This window comes from Prolixibacteraceae bacterium, assembly GCA_019720755.1.
Classification (GTDB): Bacteria; Bacteroidota; Bacteroidia; order Bacteroidales; family Prolixibacteraceae; genus Halosquirtibacter; species Halosquirtibacter laminarini.
In genome coordinates, this window is record CP081303.1 from 4,159,801 (window position 1) to 4,175,820 (window position 16,020).

General features: G+C 35.6%; 15 protein-coding genes. 4 read left to right on the forward strand and 11 right to left on the reverse strand.

Annotated features, from left to right (window positions below):
• Positions 1–50: 50 nt before the first annotated feature.
• Together K4L44_16495 and K4L44_16500 are read left to right on the forward strand one after the other, a co-directional pair.
• Entirely contained in the window at positions 51–791 is a 741-nt protein-coding gene (locus K4L44_16495) for an ABC transporter permease (GenBank protein QZE14107.1), read from the forward strand.
• Positions 788–1,549: an ATP-binding cassette domain-containing protein gene (locus tag K4L44_16500; GenBank protein QZE14108.1), complete on the forward strand. Its 762-nt coding sequence runs from the start codon at positions 788–790 to the stop codon at positions 1,547–1,549. The genes K4L44_16495 and K4L44_16500 overlap by 4 nt, the downstream gene beginning before the upstream one ends.
• Before the next feature lie 48 nt (positions 1,550–1,597).
• Here K4L44_16500 and K4L44_16505 read toward each other — a convergent pair whose 3' ends face one another.
• The 8 genes from K4L44_16505 to K4L44_16540 form a co-directional block, all read right to left on the reverse strand.
• Positions 1,598–1,786, reverse strand: a complete 189-nt coding sequence (locus K4L44_16505) for a hypothetical protein (GenBank protein ID QZE14109.1) — start codon at positions 1,784–1,786, stop codon at positions 1,598–1,600.
• Between the two features lie 55 nt (positions 1,787–1,841).
• Positions 1,842–2,642 carry a tryptophan synthase subunit alpha gene (gene trpA, locus K4L44_16510; GenBank protein QZE14110.1) on the reverse strand — a complete coding sequence of 267 codons (801 nt, stop codon included), beginning with the start codon at positions 2,640–2,642 and terminating at the stop codon, positions 1,842–1,844.
• 3 nt (positions 2,643–2,645) lie between these two features.
• Positions 2,646–3,833 carry a tryptophan synthase subunit beta gene (gene trpB / locus K4L44_16515; GenBank protein QZE14111.1) on the reverse strand — a complete coding sequence of 396 codons (1,188 nt, stop codon included), beginning with the start codon at positions 3,831–3,833 and terminating at the stop codon, positions 2,646–2,648.
• Between the two features lie 246 nt (positions 3,834–4,079).
• Complete coding sequence (locus K4L44_16520; protein ID QZE14112.1) at positions 4,080–4,715, reverse strand: phosphoribosylanthranilate isomerase; 636 nt, start codon at positions 4,713–4,715, stop codon at positions 4,080–4,082.
• Positions 4,716–4,720: 5 nt separating this feature from the next.
• Positions 4,721–5,500 (reverse strand): indole-3-glycerol phosphate synthase TrpC, encoded by a 780-nt coding sequence (gene trpC, locus K4L44_16525; GenBank protein QZE14113.1) that lies wholly within the window; start codon positions 5,498–5,500, stop codon positions 4,721–4,723.
• A gap of 12 nt (positions 5,501–5,512) precedes the next feature.
• A complete protein-coding gene (gene trpD / locus K4L44_16530; protein QZE14114.1) occupies positions 5,513–6,502 on the reverse strand; it encodes an anthranilate phosphoribosyltransferase in 990 nt (329 codons plus the stop codon).
• Positions 6,503–6,510: 8 nt separating this feature from the next.
• The gene (locus K4L44_16535) at positions 6,511–7,077 is read right to left on the reverse strand and encodes an aminodeoxychorismate/anthranilate synthase component II (protein QZE14115.1); all 567 of its coding nucleotides are present in this window, start codon (positions 7,075–7,077) and stop codon (positions 6,511–6,513) included.
• Positions 7,074–8,480, reverse strand: a complete 1,407-nt coding sequence (locus K4L44_16540; GenBank protein QZE14116.1) for a chorismate-binding protein — start codon at positions 8,478–8,480, stop codon at positions 7,074–7,076. The genes K4L44_16535 and K4L44_16540 overlap by 4 nt, the downstream gene beginning before the upstream one ends.
• A gap of 382 nt (positions 8,481–8,862) precedes the next feature.
• Between K4L44_16540 and K4L44_16545 the strand changes: the two genes are divergently transcribed.
• Positions 8,863–9,438 (forward strand): hypothetical protein, encoded by a 576-nt coding sequence (locus K4L44_16545; GenBank protein QZE14117.1) that lies wholly within the window; start codon positions 8,863–8,865, stop codon positions 9,436–9,438.
• A gap of 228 nt (positions 9,439–9,666) precedes the next feature.
• On the opposite strand, the gene K4L44_16550 is transcribed toward K4L44_16545, so the two are convergent.
• The gene (locus K4L44_16550) at positions 9,667–11,265 is read right to left on the reverse strand and encodes a metallophosphoesterase (GenBank protein QZE14118.1); all 1,599 of its coding nucleotides are present in this window, start codon (positions 11,263–11,265) and stop codon (positions 9,667–9,669) included.
• An 835-nt stretch (positions 11,266–12,100) separates the two neighbouring features.
• On the reverse strand, positions 12,101–13,630 hold the full coding sequence (gltX, locus tag K4L44_16555) for a glutamate--tRNA ligase (protein QZE14119.1): 1,530 nt from the start codon (positions 13,628–13,630) through the stop codon (positions 12,101–12,103).
• Positions 13,631–14,078: 448 nt separating this feature from the next.
• Here gltX and kbl point away from each other — a divergent pair, with 448 nt between their 5' ends.
• Positions 14,079–15,269: a glycine C-acetyltransferase gene (kbl, locus tag K4L44_16560; GenBank protein QZE14120.1), complete on the forward strand. Its 1,191-nt coding sequence runs from the start codon at positions 14,079–14,081 to the stop codon at positions 15,267–15,269.
• Positions 15,270–15,334: 65 nt separating this feature from the next.
• Here the strand turns inward: kbl and K4L44_16565 are convergent, their stop codons facing one another.
• Entirely contained in the window at positions 15,335–16,015 is a 681-nt protein-coding gene (locus K4L44_16565; GenBank protein QZE16025.1) for an ABC transporter ATP-binding protein, read from the reverse strand.
• Between the last annotated feature and the right edge of the window lie 5 nt (positions 16,016–16,020).

Below are 16,020 nucleotides of genomic sequence, written 5' to 3' on the forward strand. Positions count from 1 at the left end.
GACGATAAAGAATTGATTAATTTTATCGAGAAATCATTAAATTATAAGGGATGAAGTTTTTTGAATCAATCGGAGACTACTGTGTTTTGATGACTAAAGTGTTAAAGAAACCCCAGAAAATGTCCATGTTTTGGAGTGATCTATTACGTGAAATGGATAAGTTAGGTGTTGGCTCCATGCGTATTGTAATGGTTATTTCTCTATTTATGGGTGGAATCCTTACATTGCAGGTATCCTATAATTTGTCGAATCCATTTATGCCAAAATATCTTATTGGTCTAGGGAATAGGGACACTTTAATTCTTGAGTTCTCCTCTACTATTTTGGGGTTAATCCTTGCAGGAAAAGTTGGATCTAATATAGCAACTGAAATTGGAAGTATGCGTGTGAGTGAACAGATAGACTCTTTAGATATTATGGGTGTTAACTCTGCAAATTATCTGATCTTACCAAAGCTTATAGCATGTGTTCTATTTAATCCAATTCTATATGTGTTAAGTGTGGCTACTGGTATTATAGGGGGTGCTATTGTAGGCCCTGTAACTGGAGTCGTTTCTATGGGAGATTATGTCGAGGGTTTGGTGCACACTTTTAATCCTTTTTATGTTACATTTTCTTTTATAAAAACACTTGTGTTTGGGTTTATTATCGCATCCATACCAGCATACTATGGTTATAATGTGCGTGGAGGTGCATTAGAAGTAGGAAAAGCAAGTACGGATTCTGTCGTATTGTCGAGTATTTTAATATTATGTGCAGATCTAGTTATTACTCAACTCTTTTTTAAATGATCGAGGTAAAGAATATACGAAAATCATTTCAAGGTCGAGAGGTTTTGAAAGGAATTGATACAACATTTATGCCTGGCCAAACCAATCTAATCATTGGTCAAAGTGGATCGGGAAAAACGGTCATGTTGAAGTCTATTGTAGGAATTCATGATGTAGACAGTGGTAGCATCTTGTTTAATGGGTTAGAGGTCTCTAAAATGAAGTTTAATGAGCGACAGAAGTTGCGTCAAGAGATCGGAATGGTATTCCAAGGTGGTGCATTGTTTGATTCTATTACTGTGGCAGATAATATCCGTTTTCCAATGGATATGTTTACAAAACTATCTCGTAAAGAGAAGCAAATACAGGTAGATCGATGTATCGAGATGGTGGAATTGAAAGATGCTCATGACTTATTTCCTTCGGAGATAAGTGGAGGGATGCAGAAGCGTGTTGCTATTGCTAGAGCCATTTCTTTAGGCCCCAAATATCTTTTTTGTGATGAGCCGAATAGTGGTCTAGATCCCATGACTTCTATTGTAATAGATAAATTGATTCAACGTATTACTTATGATCTTAAGATAACTACTGTAATCAATACTCATGATATGAACTCTGTAATGGAAATTGGAGAGAAGATATTGTTTCTTCACCAAGGGGAAAAATGTTGGGAAGGAAACTCGTCCGAGATCCTTAATGTTGATAATGAAGAGTTGAATCGTTTTGTATTTGCCTCAGACATTTTAAAGAAGGTTAAAGAGGTCGAGAGCAGAGGTTAAATATGAAGATAAAAAAGAGTCGACAATTGCCGACTCTTTTTATTTTATCTAATGGAATACTTTTTGAATAATAGTACCATGTTCAATACCAAAATTATCTTGGCAAAATTGAAACAGTTCGTTAAGGTTTTCAGGGCCAACCCATTCAATACACTTTAGTAACTCTTTTTCGAATAACTCTTCCGAAAAGCTCACTTTTGGAAGAATAATACGTGCATAGTCAAGCATAATAATCATCTATTGAAAATTAATATCACTTCAAATTTATAGTATATTTTTCTATATATGGTTTTTATTTGGTTAATTTTTCTGTTAATGTATTCTTATTGTTCTTAACTATCTTATCTATAAATGATTTGATGTTTTCATAGGAGTGATCCAATGCAATCTCTTTAACAAATGCACTCCCAATAATCGCTCCATAAGAGTATTTACATGCATTTCTAAATGATTGATTATCATTGATTCCAAAGCCAATTAATTGTGGCGTTTTAAGCTTCATGCTATTAATATGTTCAAAATAATTGTCATGGATAATTGCATTTTTATCTCCTGTGGTTCCGTTTGAAGAAACGACATAGATAAAGCCTTTGCTTTTGTTGTCGATATCTCGTATTCTAGCCTCGCTTGTTTGTGGCGTTATTAGTAATGTGTTGATTATATGGTGTTTGTCGAAAGTGTCTTGATAAAGTCTTTCGTATATGTTAAGAGGAAGATCTGGAATTATTACTCCATCTACACCTACTTCAGCACAACTCTTACAAAATGATTCAATACCGTATTGTAGTATTGGATTTAGATATCCCATTAACAAAACAGGGATCTTTGCCTTTTTACGTAGTTCTTTTAATTCTGTAAAAAGTTGTTTTAATGTCATCCCATTTTTGATTGCCACTTCGCTGCTTTTTTGAATGGTTGGACCATCCGCAACAGGGTCAGAGAAAGGAATCCCTATTTCCACCATATCTACTCCAGCAGACTCTAGTGAAGAGATTATTTCTACGGTTTTATTTAATCCTTTCTGTCCTGCAGTAAAGTATATAGACAATATGTTTGATTCTTTCTCTTGAAATGTATTTTGTATGCGATTCATGTTTTAGCAGTTCTTTGAATTAAAGTAGTTTAAATAGGTCTCCATATCTTTGTCTCCTCTTCCTGATAAGTTGAGTATGACCACTTCTTCATCTGCAATTTCGATCTTATTTAATGCTGCAAGAGCATGTGATGATTCTAGTGCAGGAATGATTCCCTCTAAGTTTGTTAGTTCGAGAGCGGCATCTAATGCTTCGTTGTCAGTTACATTTATAAATGAAGCTCGGTTGCTATCAAATAGATGTGAATGGAGTGGCCCGATTCCAGGATAGTCTAATCCTGCTGAGACTGAATATGGTTCTACTATTTGACCATCTTCTGTCTGCATCAAAAGAGTCATCGCACCATGAAGAACTCCTGTGTTTCCTAGTGCTGTGGTTGCTGCTGATTCTCCTGTATCTACGCCTTTTCCTGCAGCTTCTACAGCAATTAATTCAACCTGTTTTTGATCTAAAAAGTGATAGAATGCACCCGCAGCATTACTTCCTCCACCGACACATGCAATTACTTTAGAAGGGTTTTCATTTCCAGTCTTTTCTAGTAGTTGGACTTTAATCTCTTCGCTAATTACCGATTGAAATCTTGCTACCATATCTGGATATGGGTGTGGCCCTACTACTGATCCTATAATGTAATGAGTGTCTTCTGGGTTTGAAATCCAATCTCTGATTGCTTCATTTGTCGCATCTTTTAGTGTTTTATTTCCAGAAGTAACAGGAACTACCTTTGCTCCTAAAAAGTTCATCTTTTCAACATTTGGTTGCTGTCTCTGCACGTCTGTAGCCCCCATATAAACGATACATTCTAGTCCTGCTTTTGCGCAAACAGTAGCAGTGGCTACTCCATGTTGTCCAGCTCCTGTTTCGGCAATTATACGTTTTTTGCCTAGGTGTTTAGCCAATAGTATTTGTCCAATCGTATTGTTTATCTTATGAGATCCAGTATGGTTTAGATCTTCTCTTTTAAGATAAATTCTCCCTCCATATTTATTAGATAGAGCTTCCGAGAAATATAGTGGTGAAGGTCGGCCTACATAGTCTCTTAGAAGCCCTCTGAAGTTTTCTTGGAACTCTTTTGTTTGGATAATTTGAAGGTATTCATTTTGTAAATATTCTATATTCTTATGCATCATTTCTGGAATAAATGCACCTCCAAATTTGCCATAAAATCCGTTGTTATCTACTTTATACATGATGTTTTTTTCTTCTTTGTTAATAGTGTATTCTATGGTTTTATCAACCTTTATTCACACTGTGAATAAGGTTGTTTATAACCATAGTCTTGAGTGTTGATATTAGACTCATTTTATGTTTTTCAACATATTAACAACCCTGTTAATTATAGAAGGGATGTGTTGAGATCTACTGTATATTTAGTGTTACTCCCTTCTAAATAAGAGAGAATAGCTGTGTCGTTCATTGTGTGAATAACTTTTGTACTAGTTTGTATTGTGAAAATCTTTGATCTTCTCAACTAGAGTATTCACATTGTGAATATTCTTACGACCAGGACTATCTTCGAAGCGGCTATTAACATCTACCCCGTATAGTTTTTTATGTGCTATATTCATAATTGTTGATAAGTCATCTAGCTCGATTCCACCACTTAAAAAGAATGGTGTTTGATAAGGGTAGTCCTTTAATATTTCCCAATCAAACTTCTTCCCTGTTCCTCCATATTTTGGTGTCTTGGTGTCGAGCAATATAAGATCGATATATGGGGTGTATTCCTCACAAATGCTCCAAGAGAAATAGGCGTCGATACCAAATGCTTTGATAACTTTGTAGCCCATCTCTTTGAGTTCAATACATGTTCGAATAGGCTCTTCTCCATGTAGCTGAATTGTTTTTATCGGCGTATCCTTGACTGTCTCTAATATTTGTTTAGAACTACAGTTTACGAACACAGCAATAGGCTCTATATCGTATCTTTTTATTACGCTCCAGTCTACATTGTTTAATGGACAATATCTAGGAGATTTGGGATATTGTATTAGCCCAATATAGTCTATTTCTAGTTTTAGAAGTGCGCTGATATTGTCAGGATATTTCATCCCACATACTTTAATATTCATCCGTTCTATTTGAGTTTTCTAGTAAATTGAATACATGCCTCTCCAGGGTCTTCTTCTTTCATAAACTTCTCTCCCATCAAAAAACCTTTAAATCCTGCTTGGTATAGATCGTTCACAATACTACTGCAGCTAAGACCACTTTCTGATATAGGAATAAATGTATTATCAATTTTATCAAGAAGTCTAAGAGATCTGTCGTAGTCAATAGTAAAGCTTTTTAAATCTCGATTGTTAATTCCTAAAAGATCAATCTCACTACATGCTTTTTGTAATTCGATTTCATCATGCACTTCAAGAAGAACATTTAACCCAATAGTTTTCGCATGCATTGTAAAATCGAACACCTCCTTTTCTGTAAGAATCGAAGCAATAAGTAGTATGATATCTGCTCCTGATGCTGCTGCCTCATCAATTTGCAGCTTATCAATTATAAAATCTTTTCGAAGAATAGGGAGGTTGGTATGTGGGCGAACTTGTGTAAGATCTGAAATACTTCCTCCAAAAAAACGATGATCCGTTAATACCGAAGTGGCTATAGCTCCTGCTTTCTCATACTTTTGTATTACATCGATAGGATTGGATTGGCTATTGATAACTCCTTTGCTTGGGGATTGACGTTTAAACTCAGCAATCACACCTGGCTTATGAATATTTTCTATATGTTGTACAATAGACCTATCAAAGCTTCTTTCCTGAATAGCCTTCTCAAAATGAGGATTCGATCTGTAAAGTTCTGCAACCTCTCTCTTTTTATTATTTACAATGTTGTCTAATATTGTTTTCATGAGGATGCCATATTATTTTGAAATTATCTTTTTAAACACATCGAATGCTGCGCCTTTTTGAAGACTTTCGATTGCTCTTTGTTTGGCCTCTTCAAGAGAGCAATGCGCATCTATAGTTTGAATGGCAAAAGCTGCGTTACAGACCACGACCTCTTGTTGTGCTCTCGTTGCTTTGTTCTGTAAAACATCCGTAAATATCTTTGCAGTTCCTTTGATATCTCCTGAAGAAGCGAGTTCACTCCCCTGAAGTTTTGTAAACCCTAATTCTATTGGATTAATTGTTCTCTCGCAATCGTTTTGTATGAGTTTAAAAGGTGAGGTAAGAGAGATCTCATCATAACCATCAAGAGAATGTACTATGGTATATCGTTTGTTACTTTTTTGAAAAAGATATTGATACATTCGAGCCAATTCTAGATTAAACACCCCAACCATCTGGTTATTTGGTTGCGCAGGATTCACAAGTGGTCCAAGCATATTAAAGAATGTTTTGAGACCTAAAGCACGACGTACTGGTGCAACATGCTTCATCGCAGGGTTGAAAAGAGGGGCATGAAGAAAAGTGATACCTGTCTCTTCAATTTCTTGTTGGATCTCTTTTTTGTTTTTCTTAAAACGATACCCTAAATATTCCATTACATTAGATGAGCCGCAAGATGAAGAGGCTCCATAATTACCATGTTTTGCTACATGATATCCGGCTCCAGCCACTACAAAAGCTGTTAAGGTCGAGATATTGAATGTATCTTTTCCATCCCCACCTGTCCCACAAAGATCAATCGCATTGTAATCGCTTAGATCAATAGGGACAGATAGTTTCAATAATGCATTTCTAAACCCATCTAATTCATCAATAGAAATCTGTCTCATATTAAAGACTGTAAGAAAAGAAGAGATCTCTGAATCAGTGAATTTTCCTTCTGCAATTTCCATAAGGATCTCTTCAGCCTGAGAGGATGATAGTTGGTGATAGCCAAAAAGGTATGATAATATTTCTTTCATGTTGTTACTTATTTTTTTACCCATTGACGTATCATCGTCTCTCCCTCTGGAGTAAGAACTGATTCAGGGTGAAATTGTACTCCTATAATATCTAACTCTTTGTGTTGTATTGCCATAATCTGTTCATTCTCGTCTTTGGCGATTATCTCAAGACATTCAGGCAATTCTATATTTGAGATTGCCCATGAATGGTATCTACCCACTTTAATAAGTTTGTCCAACCCCTGAAATATAGGAGATTTAGGATCTATCATAATCTCACTTTGAATTCCGTGGTACACTGTGGATAAGTTTTCTAGAGTAGCTCCAAAATACTCTCCAATAGCTTGGTGTCCAAGGCATATTCCTAGAATTGGTTTTTTATCTGAGTATGCTTTGATAGTCTCCATTAATAGTCCTGCTTCGGAGGGAATACCCGGTCCTGGAGAAAGCAATATCTTATCGTAAGATTCTAAGTCTTCTAACTCGAACTTGTCGTTACGTAGTACAGAAATTTCAACCTCCTCAATCTCCTTGAGTAAGTGAACTAAATTGTAGGTAAACGAGTCGTAGTTATCTATTATTACTATTTTCATGCTTCGATAGTTTGTGCGATTTCTATTGCTTTCTTCAGTGCTGCTAGCTTATTATTTACCTCTTGTAGTTCATTCTCTTCAGAAGAGTTTGCGACGATTCCAGCTCCTGCTTGATAGTATAATGTTTGATCTTTGCTTAAGAAAGAGCGAATCATTATTGCTTGGTTAAAATCACCTTGAAAAGATAAAAATCCTATACTCCCTCCGTAATATCCACGACGTTGATTCTCGTAATGATCAATAAGTTGCATTGCTTTGTATTTGGGTGCCCCTGATAATGTGCCTGCAGGAAAAGTGTCTCCAAATACCTTAAATGGATTATGTGTTTCTTCAAGTGTCCCTGTCACCTTCGAAACAAGATGAAGCACATGTGAGTAGTATTGAACTTCTCTAAATGTCTCTACATGTACACTTTTTGCATGTATGCTAAGATCATTTCGAGCTAGGTCGACAAGCATCACGTGTTCTGCATTCTCTTTTTCATCCGTCGACAGTTTCTGCGCAAGTTCCTGATCTTTTTGATCGTTTCCTGTTCTTCTGAATGTTCCTGCGATTGGATGAATGGATGCCGTATTATCTTTTATCTGTATCTGTGCTTCTGGAGAGGATCCAAAGATTTTGTAATTACCATAGTCAAAATAGAAGAGATATGGGGAGGGGTTAATGCTTCTTAAAGACCTATACACATTAAATTCGTCTCCAATAAACTTCTGACTAAATTGACGAGACAAGACCATCTGAAAAACATCTCCCCTGTAACAATGAGACTTTGCTTTACGAACCATCTCTTTGAATGTGTCGTTGTCAATATTTGATTTTTCTGAATCTAAAGACTTAAATGGAAATGTTGAAAACGGAGATTTCAATATCATCTGTTCGTAGAATTCAATATTCGAAGCCTCATTATCTCTGCGGTTTTCGATGATCTGAATGGTGTTTTTATGGTGATTAACCACCACGATTACCTGATAGAAATCGTAGCGTATTTCAGGTGTCTGGTGTGAAACCTCCCGTACATTATTAAATTTTATATCTTCAAAGAGAGGGATGGCATCGTAACCTACATAACCAAAGATTCCATTCATTGGGATTTCTTTTCTTTTATCTACTGCAAACTTTTTATAGAATGCTTCTAGTGCTTCTGGTACGTTATTTTTCTGGCTGATCTCTTGTTGTGACGATTCTCCAAAGTAGGATTGTTTGATCACATTATCTTCCACAATAAAAGTCGCGAGGGGATTGAAGGCGATAAACGAATGACTGTCTTCGTTACCATGATAGTCGGAACTTTCTAAAAGAATTGCATTAGGAAAGGAGTCCCTAATTTTTAGATAGATACTAACAGGGGTTATGGTATCAGCCAAAATCTGTTTGGTATTTGTTTTGATTAATATTTTGTTCATGGTGAATGATGGTTTTTATTTTTTGGATCAAAAAAAAAGCGTTTTATCGTGATCCGATAAAACGCTTTTTTTATATCTTGTATAGGTACATGAAGCTATATCTCGTCACGGAAATGCGATAAGATAAGCCACCAAGAAATATTTTGAATAATATATATCATAATAAATTTCTAAAAACAAATATGGCTTTAAATAACTCTCTTTATCAGAGCGCCCCACCAAGCCATATTGCTAAAAATAATATCTCATATTAGACATCTTGTCCCTATGAGTTTTTCAAAGTAATGGAATATTTGTTACAATTCAAAACTTTTTCTTTGTCAAATAGTGTGAGATATCTATTTTTAAGAAAGATATAACGTTGAATTAAAATGTCTTAAGAATGCAAGTTAGTAGAATCACGTCCTCTATCTTATATGATGACCATAAAGAAATAATTCCTCCAATAGAGGAGTCGATGACGAAATCAAAAGAGGATATTCTCCACTGGATGGCATGTATGAAACGTTCGCACCGCTATGTTCATAGTCTTGTTTTAAGGTGTGCTGCCCCTCAAAACTACCCAAATATAAGGCTCTATTGGTTGCTCGATCACTTTTTAGATGACAACCCTTTTTATATTGAATATTTTGCCAATTCTATTGGTTCGATATTTCTTCGTTGTGACAACCCCAGTACCCTGCGATCTGTGAGTCGTATTATTTTGCGAAGCCCAGCTCCTTTTATACATCGTGAAGGAGTATTAGATCGGTGCGCGATGTTTTGTTTAAATGCAAACTATCCATACGCAATAAGGTGTAATTCTTTGGAGATATTTACGATAGCAGTCTCAACATTTTCAGACCTACATCATGAGTTAGATTGGATTTTTGAATATATGTCAAGGGAAAATATCCCTTCCATTATTGCTAGACTAAAGCGTTGTAAGAAGATTTCGAATCAATACAAGAAGTCATGATATAGGTGAGGATTTTGTGTTATTTCACGGGAGTTATTCTTTCGTATTTTATAGTAAAATAACCTTGTGTGTAGAAATAAAAACTCCATCACAAGCTTACTTATGATGGAGTAAAAACCAAAATTTGCCTAATCATCTATCCTACAATTTATTTGAGGATGAAGGCAAAGATAAGAAATTGTTATCAATAATTTAAATTAATGTTATTAATTGTATAAAAGTATTTCATTAATTCCATTCTCCAATATGTGGTACTGAGAACTGCACATCACTGGTTGGGAACTTATCTTTAACCATATTATTTAACATGATTCCTGCATCATGAATTTGCCCTGCTCCTTCCTTCAATGTGTTGATACTGATCTGACTATTTTGATCAAGTTCAGTCATATCTTCGTCTCCATATGTGTGCATCAGTCCTACTTGAGTTGCCGCTTCAGTACCGATGCTTAATTGGTATCCTGAAAGGTTAAATAACTCGATTAATTTAGAATTGATATAAACGGAATAATGTTTTCTAAATTCATCTTTTGCTTTGGTTAGATGTTGTGCTCCTTGAGTTCCTTCGTAGAATTCACTAAATAATTTTGTTTTTATCGAAAGATTATGATTTGTCTTGAGTTCCACTATACGAAATGGATTTGGATATGCCATTAATGAACCCGTTTGTACTTGAGTCAATCTATTGCCATTATCAGAAGTGAACTCTGTAATGTCTTGTATATGATTATGTGAAGTGAAAACAACTTTTATTCCTAAGTCAGCCAAAGTATTTGCAATGCTATTAGCATTTTCCATCAAATTATTCGGAAAATATTTTGACTCATCTTGGAAGCTATCTACAAGTGAACCATGCATGAAAGTTATAACCGTTTTTCTCTCGTCTTTTGCTTGGGCTACAATGGATTTAATCCAATCCAATGTCTCTGATTTAATTCTACTTTTATCGTTGTATGGTTTAGATGCGTTGTTACCCTCAAAGCTGTTTGAGTCTATCATGATCATATAAACTCCTTTCTGGGGTTCACAAGCATAACTCAAAGAGTTGAGATCTTGACTGAAAGTAATGTCTCCATCATTATATCCAAAATTGTGATATAAGGTTTTATATTTCTCCATAACGACATTTGGTACAGAAACTTTATTGTCTCCACTATATCTCGATGCATTGAAGTTGTTGATATCTCGACACCCTGGTACAACAAACACTTGCATTCCTAGGCTCGCTGCTGCTTCTAAATGTGCAACAACACTTTGGTGAGAAACTAAAGAACCATCTTTGGTAAGATCTCCATTGATAATTAACACTTGTGGATGATAATATGTGTTAATCATATCGATAGTTTGAGGAAATATAATGTTGCTCTCCTCAAACATAAGAGGGTTCTTATTTTTTTCTGATTGAAGTGCTGAACTAGGTGTATTGATCAACGTTTGATCTAAATAATGAGGGTCAGAGATAATTGCAAATCGAAGATATGGAGGTTTTACATCTACTCCAAATTTGGTCTCTGTGTAGTCGCCCACACTATCAGTGGCACGAAGAGTAATCTTCGTTTTACCGTTTCCTTTTTCTGTGATAATTAAATTGGATCCCTCAATCTCAGTATCTACAACTTCAATGGCATTGGAGAAAGCGGTGATTTGAAGAGTCTCTCCATCTTTGTCATCAAAGATTCCCTCAAGGCTAATATTCTTCTTAACAAATCCCTGATTTAGTTGAATATTTTCAGGTGGTCCAATGACTTCAGGAATGTAGTTTAATTCATTCTTTTTGCATGAAATGAATAAACAGGTAATTATTATACAAAAAAGAAACGACTTCATGCTAGTATATGATTTTGAGAAATTTAAACATTAAGAGAACTGCTCCACACTTCGTGCTATAATTTACAAAAAAAATATATAAAAACATACAATACAAATGTTATGTTGGGTTTTTATGTTAATAAAATTGTATTGCGTTTATTCTTTATTTTTGATCGCTGTAAATGGAATAAAAATGGGGCTTGTAATAGTTCTATTATTCCTTATATGGCTAATATAGAATGAACTTTGTGTGGATAGTTATTTGGATCATTTTTTCATGATACTCTTGATCTGTATAACATGATAAAGGAATACTCTTTTTCTGCGTGAATCTCTCTCAAAATTAGATTTAATTTATGATTAGCATATTGAGTCGTGGATAAAATGATTGTAATATTAGTAAGAAAGGCAATTTGGAATTAGAAAATATTGCTGAAATAGGAATTCAATCGCTGGTTTACATAGAGTTATTCGTTGATGGTGGTTCATTAATAATTAGTGTATAAGAAGAGGTTGCACCGTATTTCGTTTACGATTCAATCACACTTTGGTTACGGTTTGGTTACTACTAGAGTAACTGAAGGGTAACTGAAGGGTAACCAATGGGTAAAGAAACTAGCCTTGAAAACATGTTAGACCCTATTTTAGGTAGAGTGATGACATCGGTAAAATGATCTTATTTAGAAAGAAATAAAACTTTTGAGAATATACGATTCAATAGTGGGTATAGGCAGGAATTCGATATTCTTATGCCTATCCTTATTATTCGTAAACAAGATAATTTGGCATAAAGCAAAAAAGAGAGAATACAACATAATGTATTCTCTCTTTAGTTCTAATATTGTGTCGAATGTTAACGCTGAATATTATTTACAGCATTTTCAAGACGACGTAGGGTGGCATCTTTCCCAATCATTTCGCATATTTCGAATAGATCTGGACCAAATCCTCCACCTACAATAGCTAGACGAAGGGCATTCATAATTAAGCCAAATCCCCACTCTTTGCTATTTACTAAATCAGAAACAGTCGATTTTATCTCCAATGCATTCCAATCATTCACATTCGTGATAGTCTCTTTAATCTCTGTAATATATCCTGGAACTGCTTCTTTCCATCTTTTCTTCACTACTTTCGGATCGTAGTTAGAAGGGTCTTGAAAGAAGAAAGAGGTTTGATCCCAAAGTTCGTTCACAAAGCTTACTCTCTCTTTTACCATTCCAACGATTTTTGCAATATCTATCCCTTCTGTTGAAACCTGTTTCTCTTCTAGAATAGGCATAAATAATGCAACCAATTTTTCATTCTCAAGCGATGAGATATATTGGTGGTTGAACCATTTTGTTTTTTCTGGATCAAAACGAGCCCCTGACTTAGTAACTCTTTCTAGAGAGAACTGTTGACAAAGCTCTTCAATAGAGAAAATCTCTTGCTCTGTACCGGGATTCCAGCCCAAGAGTGCAAGCATGTTTACAAAGGCATCAGGAAGGTATCCTTCTTCTCTGTACCCTTTTGAGATGTCTCCCGTTTTTGGATCTTTCCACTCAAGCGGGAAAACAGGGAATCCTAGTTTATCTCCATCACGCTTACTCAGTTTTCCTTTACCTACTGGTTTAAGGATAAGAGGAAGGTGTGCAAATTGCGGACGTTCGGCTGACCAACCCAATTTTTCGTATAGAAGAATATGTAGAGGTAAAGATGGCAACCACTCCTCACCACGGATTACATGAGAGATGTTCATATGATAGTCGTCCACGACATTGGCAAGATGATAAGTTGGCATACCATCCGCTTTGTATAGAACTTTATCATCAAGAAGTGCTGCTTGGAATTTTACATCTCCTCTGATCAAATCGGTATCTTTTACCTCTTGATCGGTTGGCATCTTAAAACGAACGACACATGGTGTATTCGAAGCAAGAAGTGTATCTACCTCTTCTTTAGTTAAAGAAAGCGAATTTCTCATATTTAAACGAGTCGCTGCGTTGTAGGTAAAAGTTTCTTTCTTTTCCTCATATTCAGCTCTCACAGCATCTAACTCTTCAGGAGTATCGAATGCATAGTATGCATCTTCACTTTCAACAAGTTGTAATGCATATTGTCGATAGGTATCTTTGCGTTCACTTTGACGATAAGGGCCGCATTCACCTGGATTCTCGGGTCCTTCATCAATATGAATACCACACCATTTTAATCCTTCGATGATATAGTTCTCTGCACCTGGAACATATCTCGTTTGGTCTGTATCTTCTATACGAAGAAGAAAATCTCCTCCATGCTTCTTTGCAAAGAGATAGTTAAATAATGCCGTACGAACTCCTCCCATATGTAGAGGACCTGTAGGACTTGGTGCAAAACGGACTCTTACTTTTCTTTCAGTCATGACAATAAAGTACTTTGCTATGTATTTTTATACTACAAAGATAGGAAATTGAATTTATCTGACGTAGTCATTGTTATCAACAAAAGGGAAACTAGTAGGGCTTTAATAAAAGTGGGCGTTTCATGTGTAAAAAAATTCGATTATATTGCCTTTAAGTATATTTTAAATTAGAGCTAAAATTACCTCGATATACTGTTCTTTCGTATGCCTTTTTTTATACAAAAAATAAAAGTATGTATCTTGTACAATTGCGTCAATTGGACTAAATTCCTTACTATTTTTGTGCTCTTTAAAATGGTTAGTCTTATTCAACATGATTGGTATAAAATAATTATGTAATTGCTTAATTGAGATAAAAGAATTTACTATTTTGTGTGGAGTGTATGTATAGAGGATTGATATTCTATATTTTTCATTTACACATTAATCCAATAATCAATATAAAGTTATGTACGGTAAAATTAAAGAACATCTTCAAGGTGAACTAGCTGCAATTAAAGAGGCTGGTTTGTTCAAAAGTGAGCGTGTCATCGTAACACCTCAGAATGCTGAAATTGCTTTAGATAATGGTCAGGACGTATTGAACTTCTGTGCAAATAATTATCTAGGTCTTTCAGATCACCCAGAGCTTATTAAAGCTGCGAAAGATGTACTTGATAGTAGAGGTTTTGGAATGTCTTCTGTTCGTTTTATTTGTGGAACACAAGATGTGCATATAACATTAGAGAAGAAGATTGCAGAATTCTTCGGAACAGAAGATACTATTCTTTATGCAGCTTGTTTTGATGCAAATGGTGGTGTCTTTGAACCTCTGCTTACTGCAGAAGATGCTATTATATCAGACTCTCTAAATCATGCATCGATAATTGATGGTGTTCGCTTATGTAAAGCACAAAGATACAGATATAAAAATGCGGACATGGAGGATCTTGAGCAACAATTAATTAAAGCGCAAGAGCAGCGTTTTAGAATTATTGTTACTGATGGCGTCTTCTCTATGGATGGAAATGTTGCACCGATGGATAAAATCATCAAATTAGCCGAGAAATACGATGCTATGGTGATGGTTGACGAATGTCACTCAGCTGGTGTTGTTGGTGAAACAGGACGTGGTGTTACTGAAAAGTTTAACTGTAGAGGTGAGGTGGATATTATCACGGGAACACTAGGAAAAGCTTTTGGAGGTGCTATCGGTGGTTTTACTACAGGTAAGAAAGAGATTATTGAGATCTTAAGACAACGTTCGCGCCCTTATCTATTTTCTAACTCTATTCCTCCTGCAATTGCAGCAGCAGGTAGTAGAATGTTTGACTTGATCAGCGATAACAATGAACTTCAAGATCGTCTTCATGCTAATACAAAGTATTTTAACCAAAGTATGAAAGAGGCTGGGTTCGATATTAAACCGACTGCTTCGGCTATCTGTGCAGTGATGTTATATGATGCAAAATTATCTCAAGATTTTGCTTCGAAGTTATCCGAAGAGGGAATCTATGTTACTGGATTCTATTACCCTGTAGTTCCAAAAGGAGAAGCACGTATACGTGTTCAGCTTTCAGCGGCACATACTCGTGAACATTTAGATAAAGCGATACAGGCATTTATTAAAGTAGGAAAAGAGTTAGATGTGTTGAAATAAGACACCAAATTATATAGAATGAAAAGGGGGCATATGTTACTCACATAGCCCCCTTATTATTTATCTTATATTGAGTTCATTTTATCGGATTCAATCTTACCATCTCTCATGCGAATAACTCTTTTTGCATATTCAGCAATCTCCTCTTCATGGGTTACCATGATAATACTGTGTCCTTTCTCATGTAGGCTCTCGAAGAGATCCATGATTTCATAAGATGTTTTGGTATCTAGAGCACCAGTGGGTTCGTCGGCTAAGATTAGTGATGGATTGTTTACTAATGCTCTTGCGATCGCTACACGTTGTTGCTGTCCACCAGATAACTCTGAAGGTTTGTGATCTATTCTGTTGCCAAGTCCGACTCTTTCTAAAGACTGTTTGGCTCTTTCTAAGCGATCTTCTTTACTTATTCCAGCATACACCAAGGGAAGTGCCACATTCTCTAGTGCAGTGTTTCGAGGGAGCAAATTAAAGGATTGGAAGACGAATCCAATTTCATGATTTCTTATCGCTGCCATCTCATCCGCATCAATATTAAAAATACTTTTACCATTAAGATGGTAGCCTCCTTCTGTGGGTAGATCTAGGCATCCTATGATATTCATCAAAGTAGTTTTTCCAGAGCCAGATGGCCCCATGAAACTAACATATTCTCCTTTATGAATATTTAATGAGATGTGATCTAGTGCTCTAACCGACGACATACCCATTTGGTAATCCTTGATCAAACCACTTATTTCGATTATCGTTT

Bases quoted from the DNA above. Each gene is read 5' to 3' on its own strand.
- trpA (QZE14110.1), bottom strand. From the start codon at position 2,642: ATGAATCGCATACAAAATACATTTCAAGAGAAAGAATCAAACATATTG.
- K4L44_16545 (QZE14117.1), top strand. From the start codon at position 8,863: ATGCAAGTTAGTAGAATCACGTCCTCTATCTTATATGATGACCATAAA.
- K4L44_16550 (QZE14118.1), bottom strand. From the start codon at position 11,265: ATGAAGTCGTTTCTTTTTTGTATAATAATTACCTGTTTATTCATTTCA.
- trpC (QZE14113.1), bottom strand. From the start codon at position 5,500: ATGAAAACAATATTAGACAACATTGTAAATAATAAAAAGAGAGAGGTT.
- K4L44_16540 (QZE14116.1), bottom strand. From the start codon at position 8,480: ATGAACAAAATATTAATCAAAACAAATACCAAACAGATTTTGGCTGAT.
- K4L44_16495 (QZE14107.1), top strand. From the start codon at position 51: ATGAAGTTTTTTGAATCAATCGGAGACTACTGTGTTTTGATGACTAAA.
- kbl (QZE14120.1), top strand. From the start codon at position 14,079: ATGTACGGTAAAATTAAAGAACATCTTCAAGGTGAACTAGCTGCAATT.
- K4L44_16535 (QZE14115.1), bottom strand. From the start codon at position 7,077: ATGAAAATAGTAATAATAGATAACTACGACTCGTTTACCTACAATTTA.
- K4L44_16520 (QZE14112.1), bottom strand. From the start codon at position 4,715: ATGAATATTAAAGTATGTGGGATGAAATATCCTGACAATATCAGCGCA.
- K4L44_16505 (QZE14109.1), bottom strand. From the start codon at position 1,786: ATGATTATTATGCTTGACTATGCACGTATTATTCTTCCAAAAGTGAGC.
- trpB (QZE14111.1), bottom strand. From the start codon at position 3,833: ATGTATAAAGTAGATAACAACGGATTTTATGGCAAATTTGGAGGTGCA.
- K4L44_16500 (QZE14108.1), top strand. From the start codon at position 788: ATGATCGAGGTAAAGAATATACGAAAATCATTTCAAGGTCGAGAGGTT.
- gltX (QZE14119.1), bottom strand. From the start codon at position 13,630: ATGACTGAAAGAAAAGTAAGAGTCCGTTTTGCACCAAGTCCTACAGGT.
- trpD (QZE14114.1), bottom strand. From the start codon at position 6,502: ATGAAAGAAATATTATCATACCTTTTTGGCTATCACCAACTATCATCC.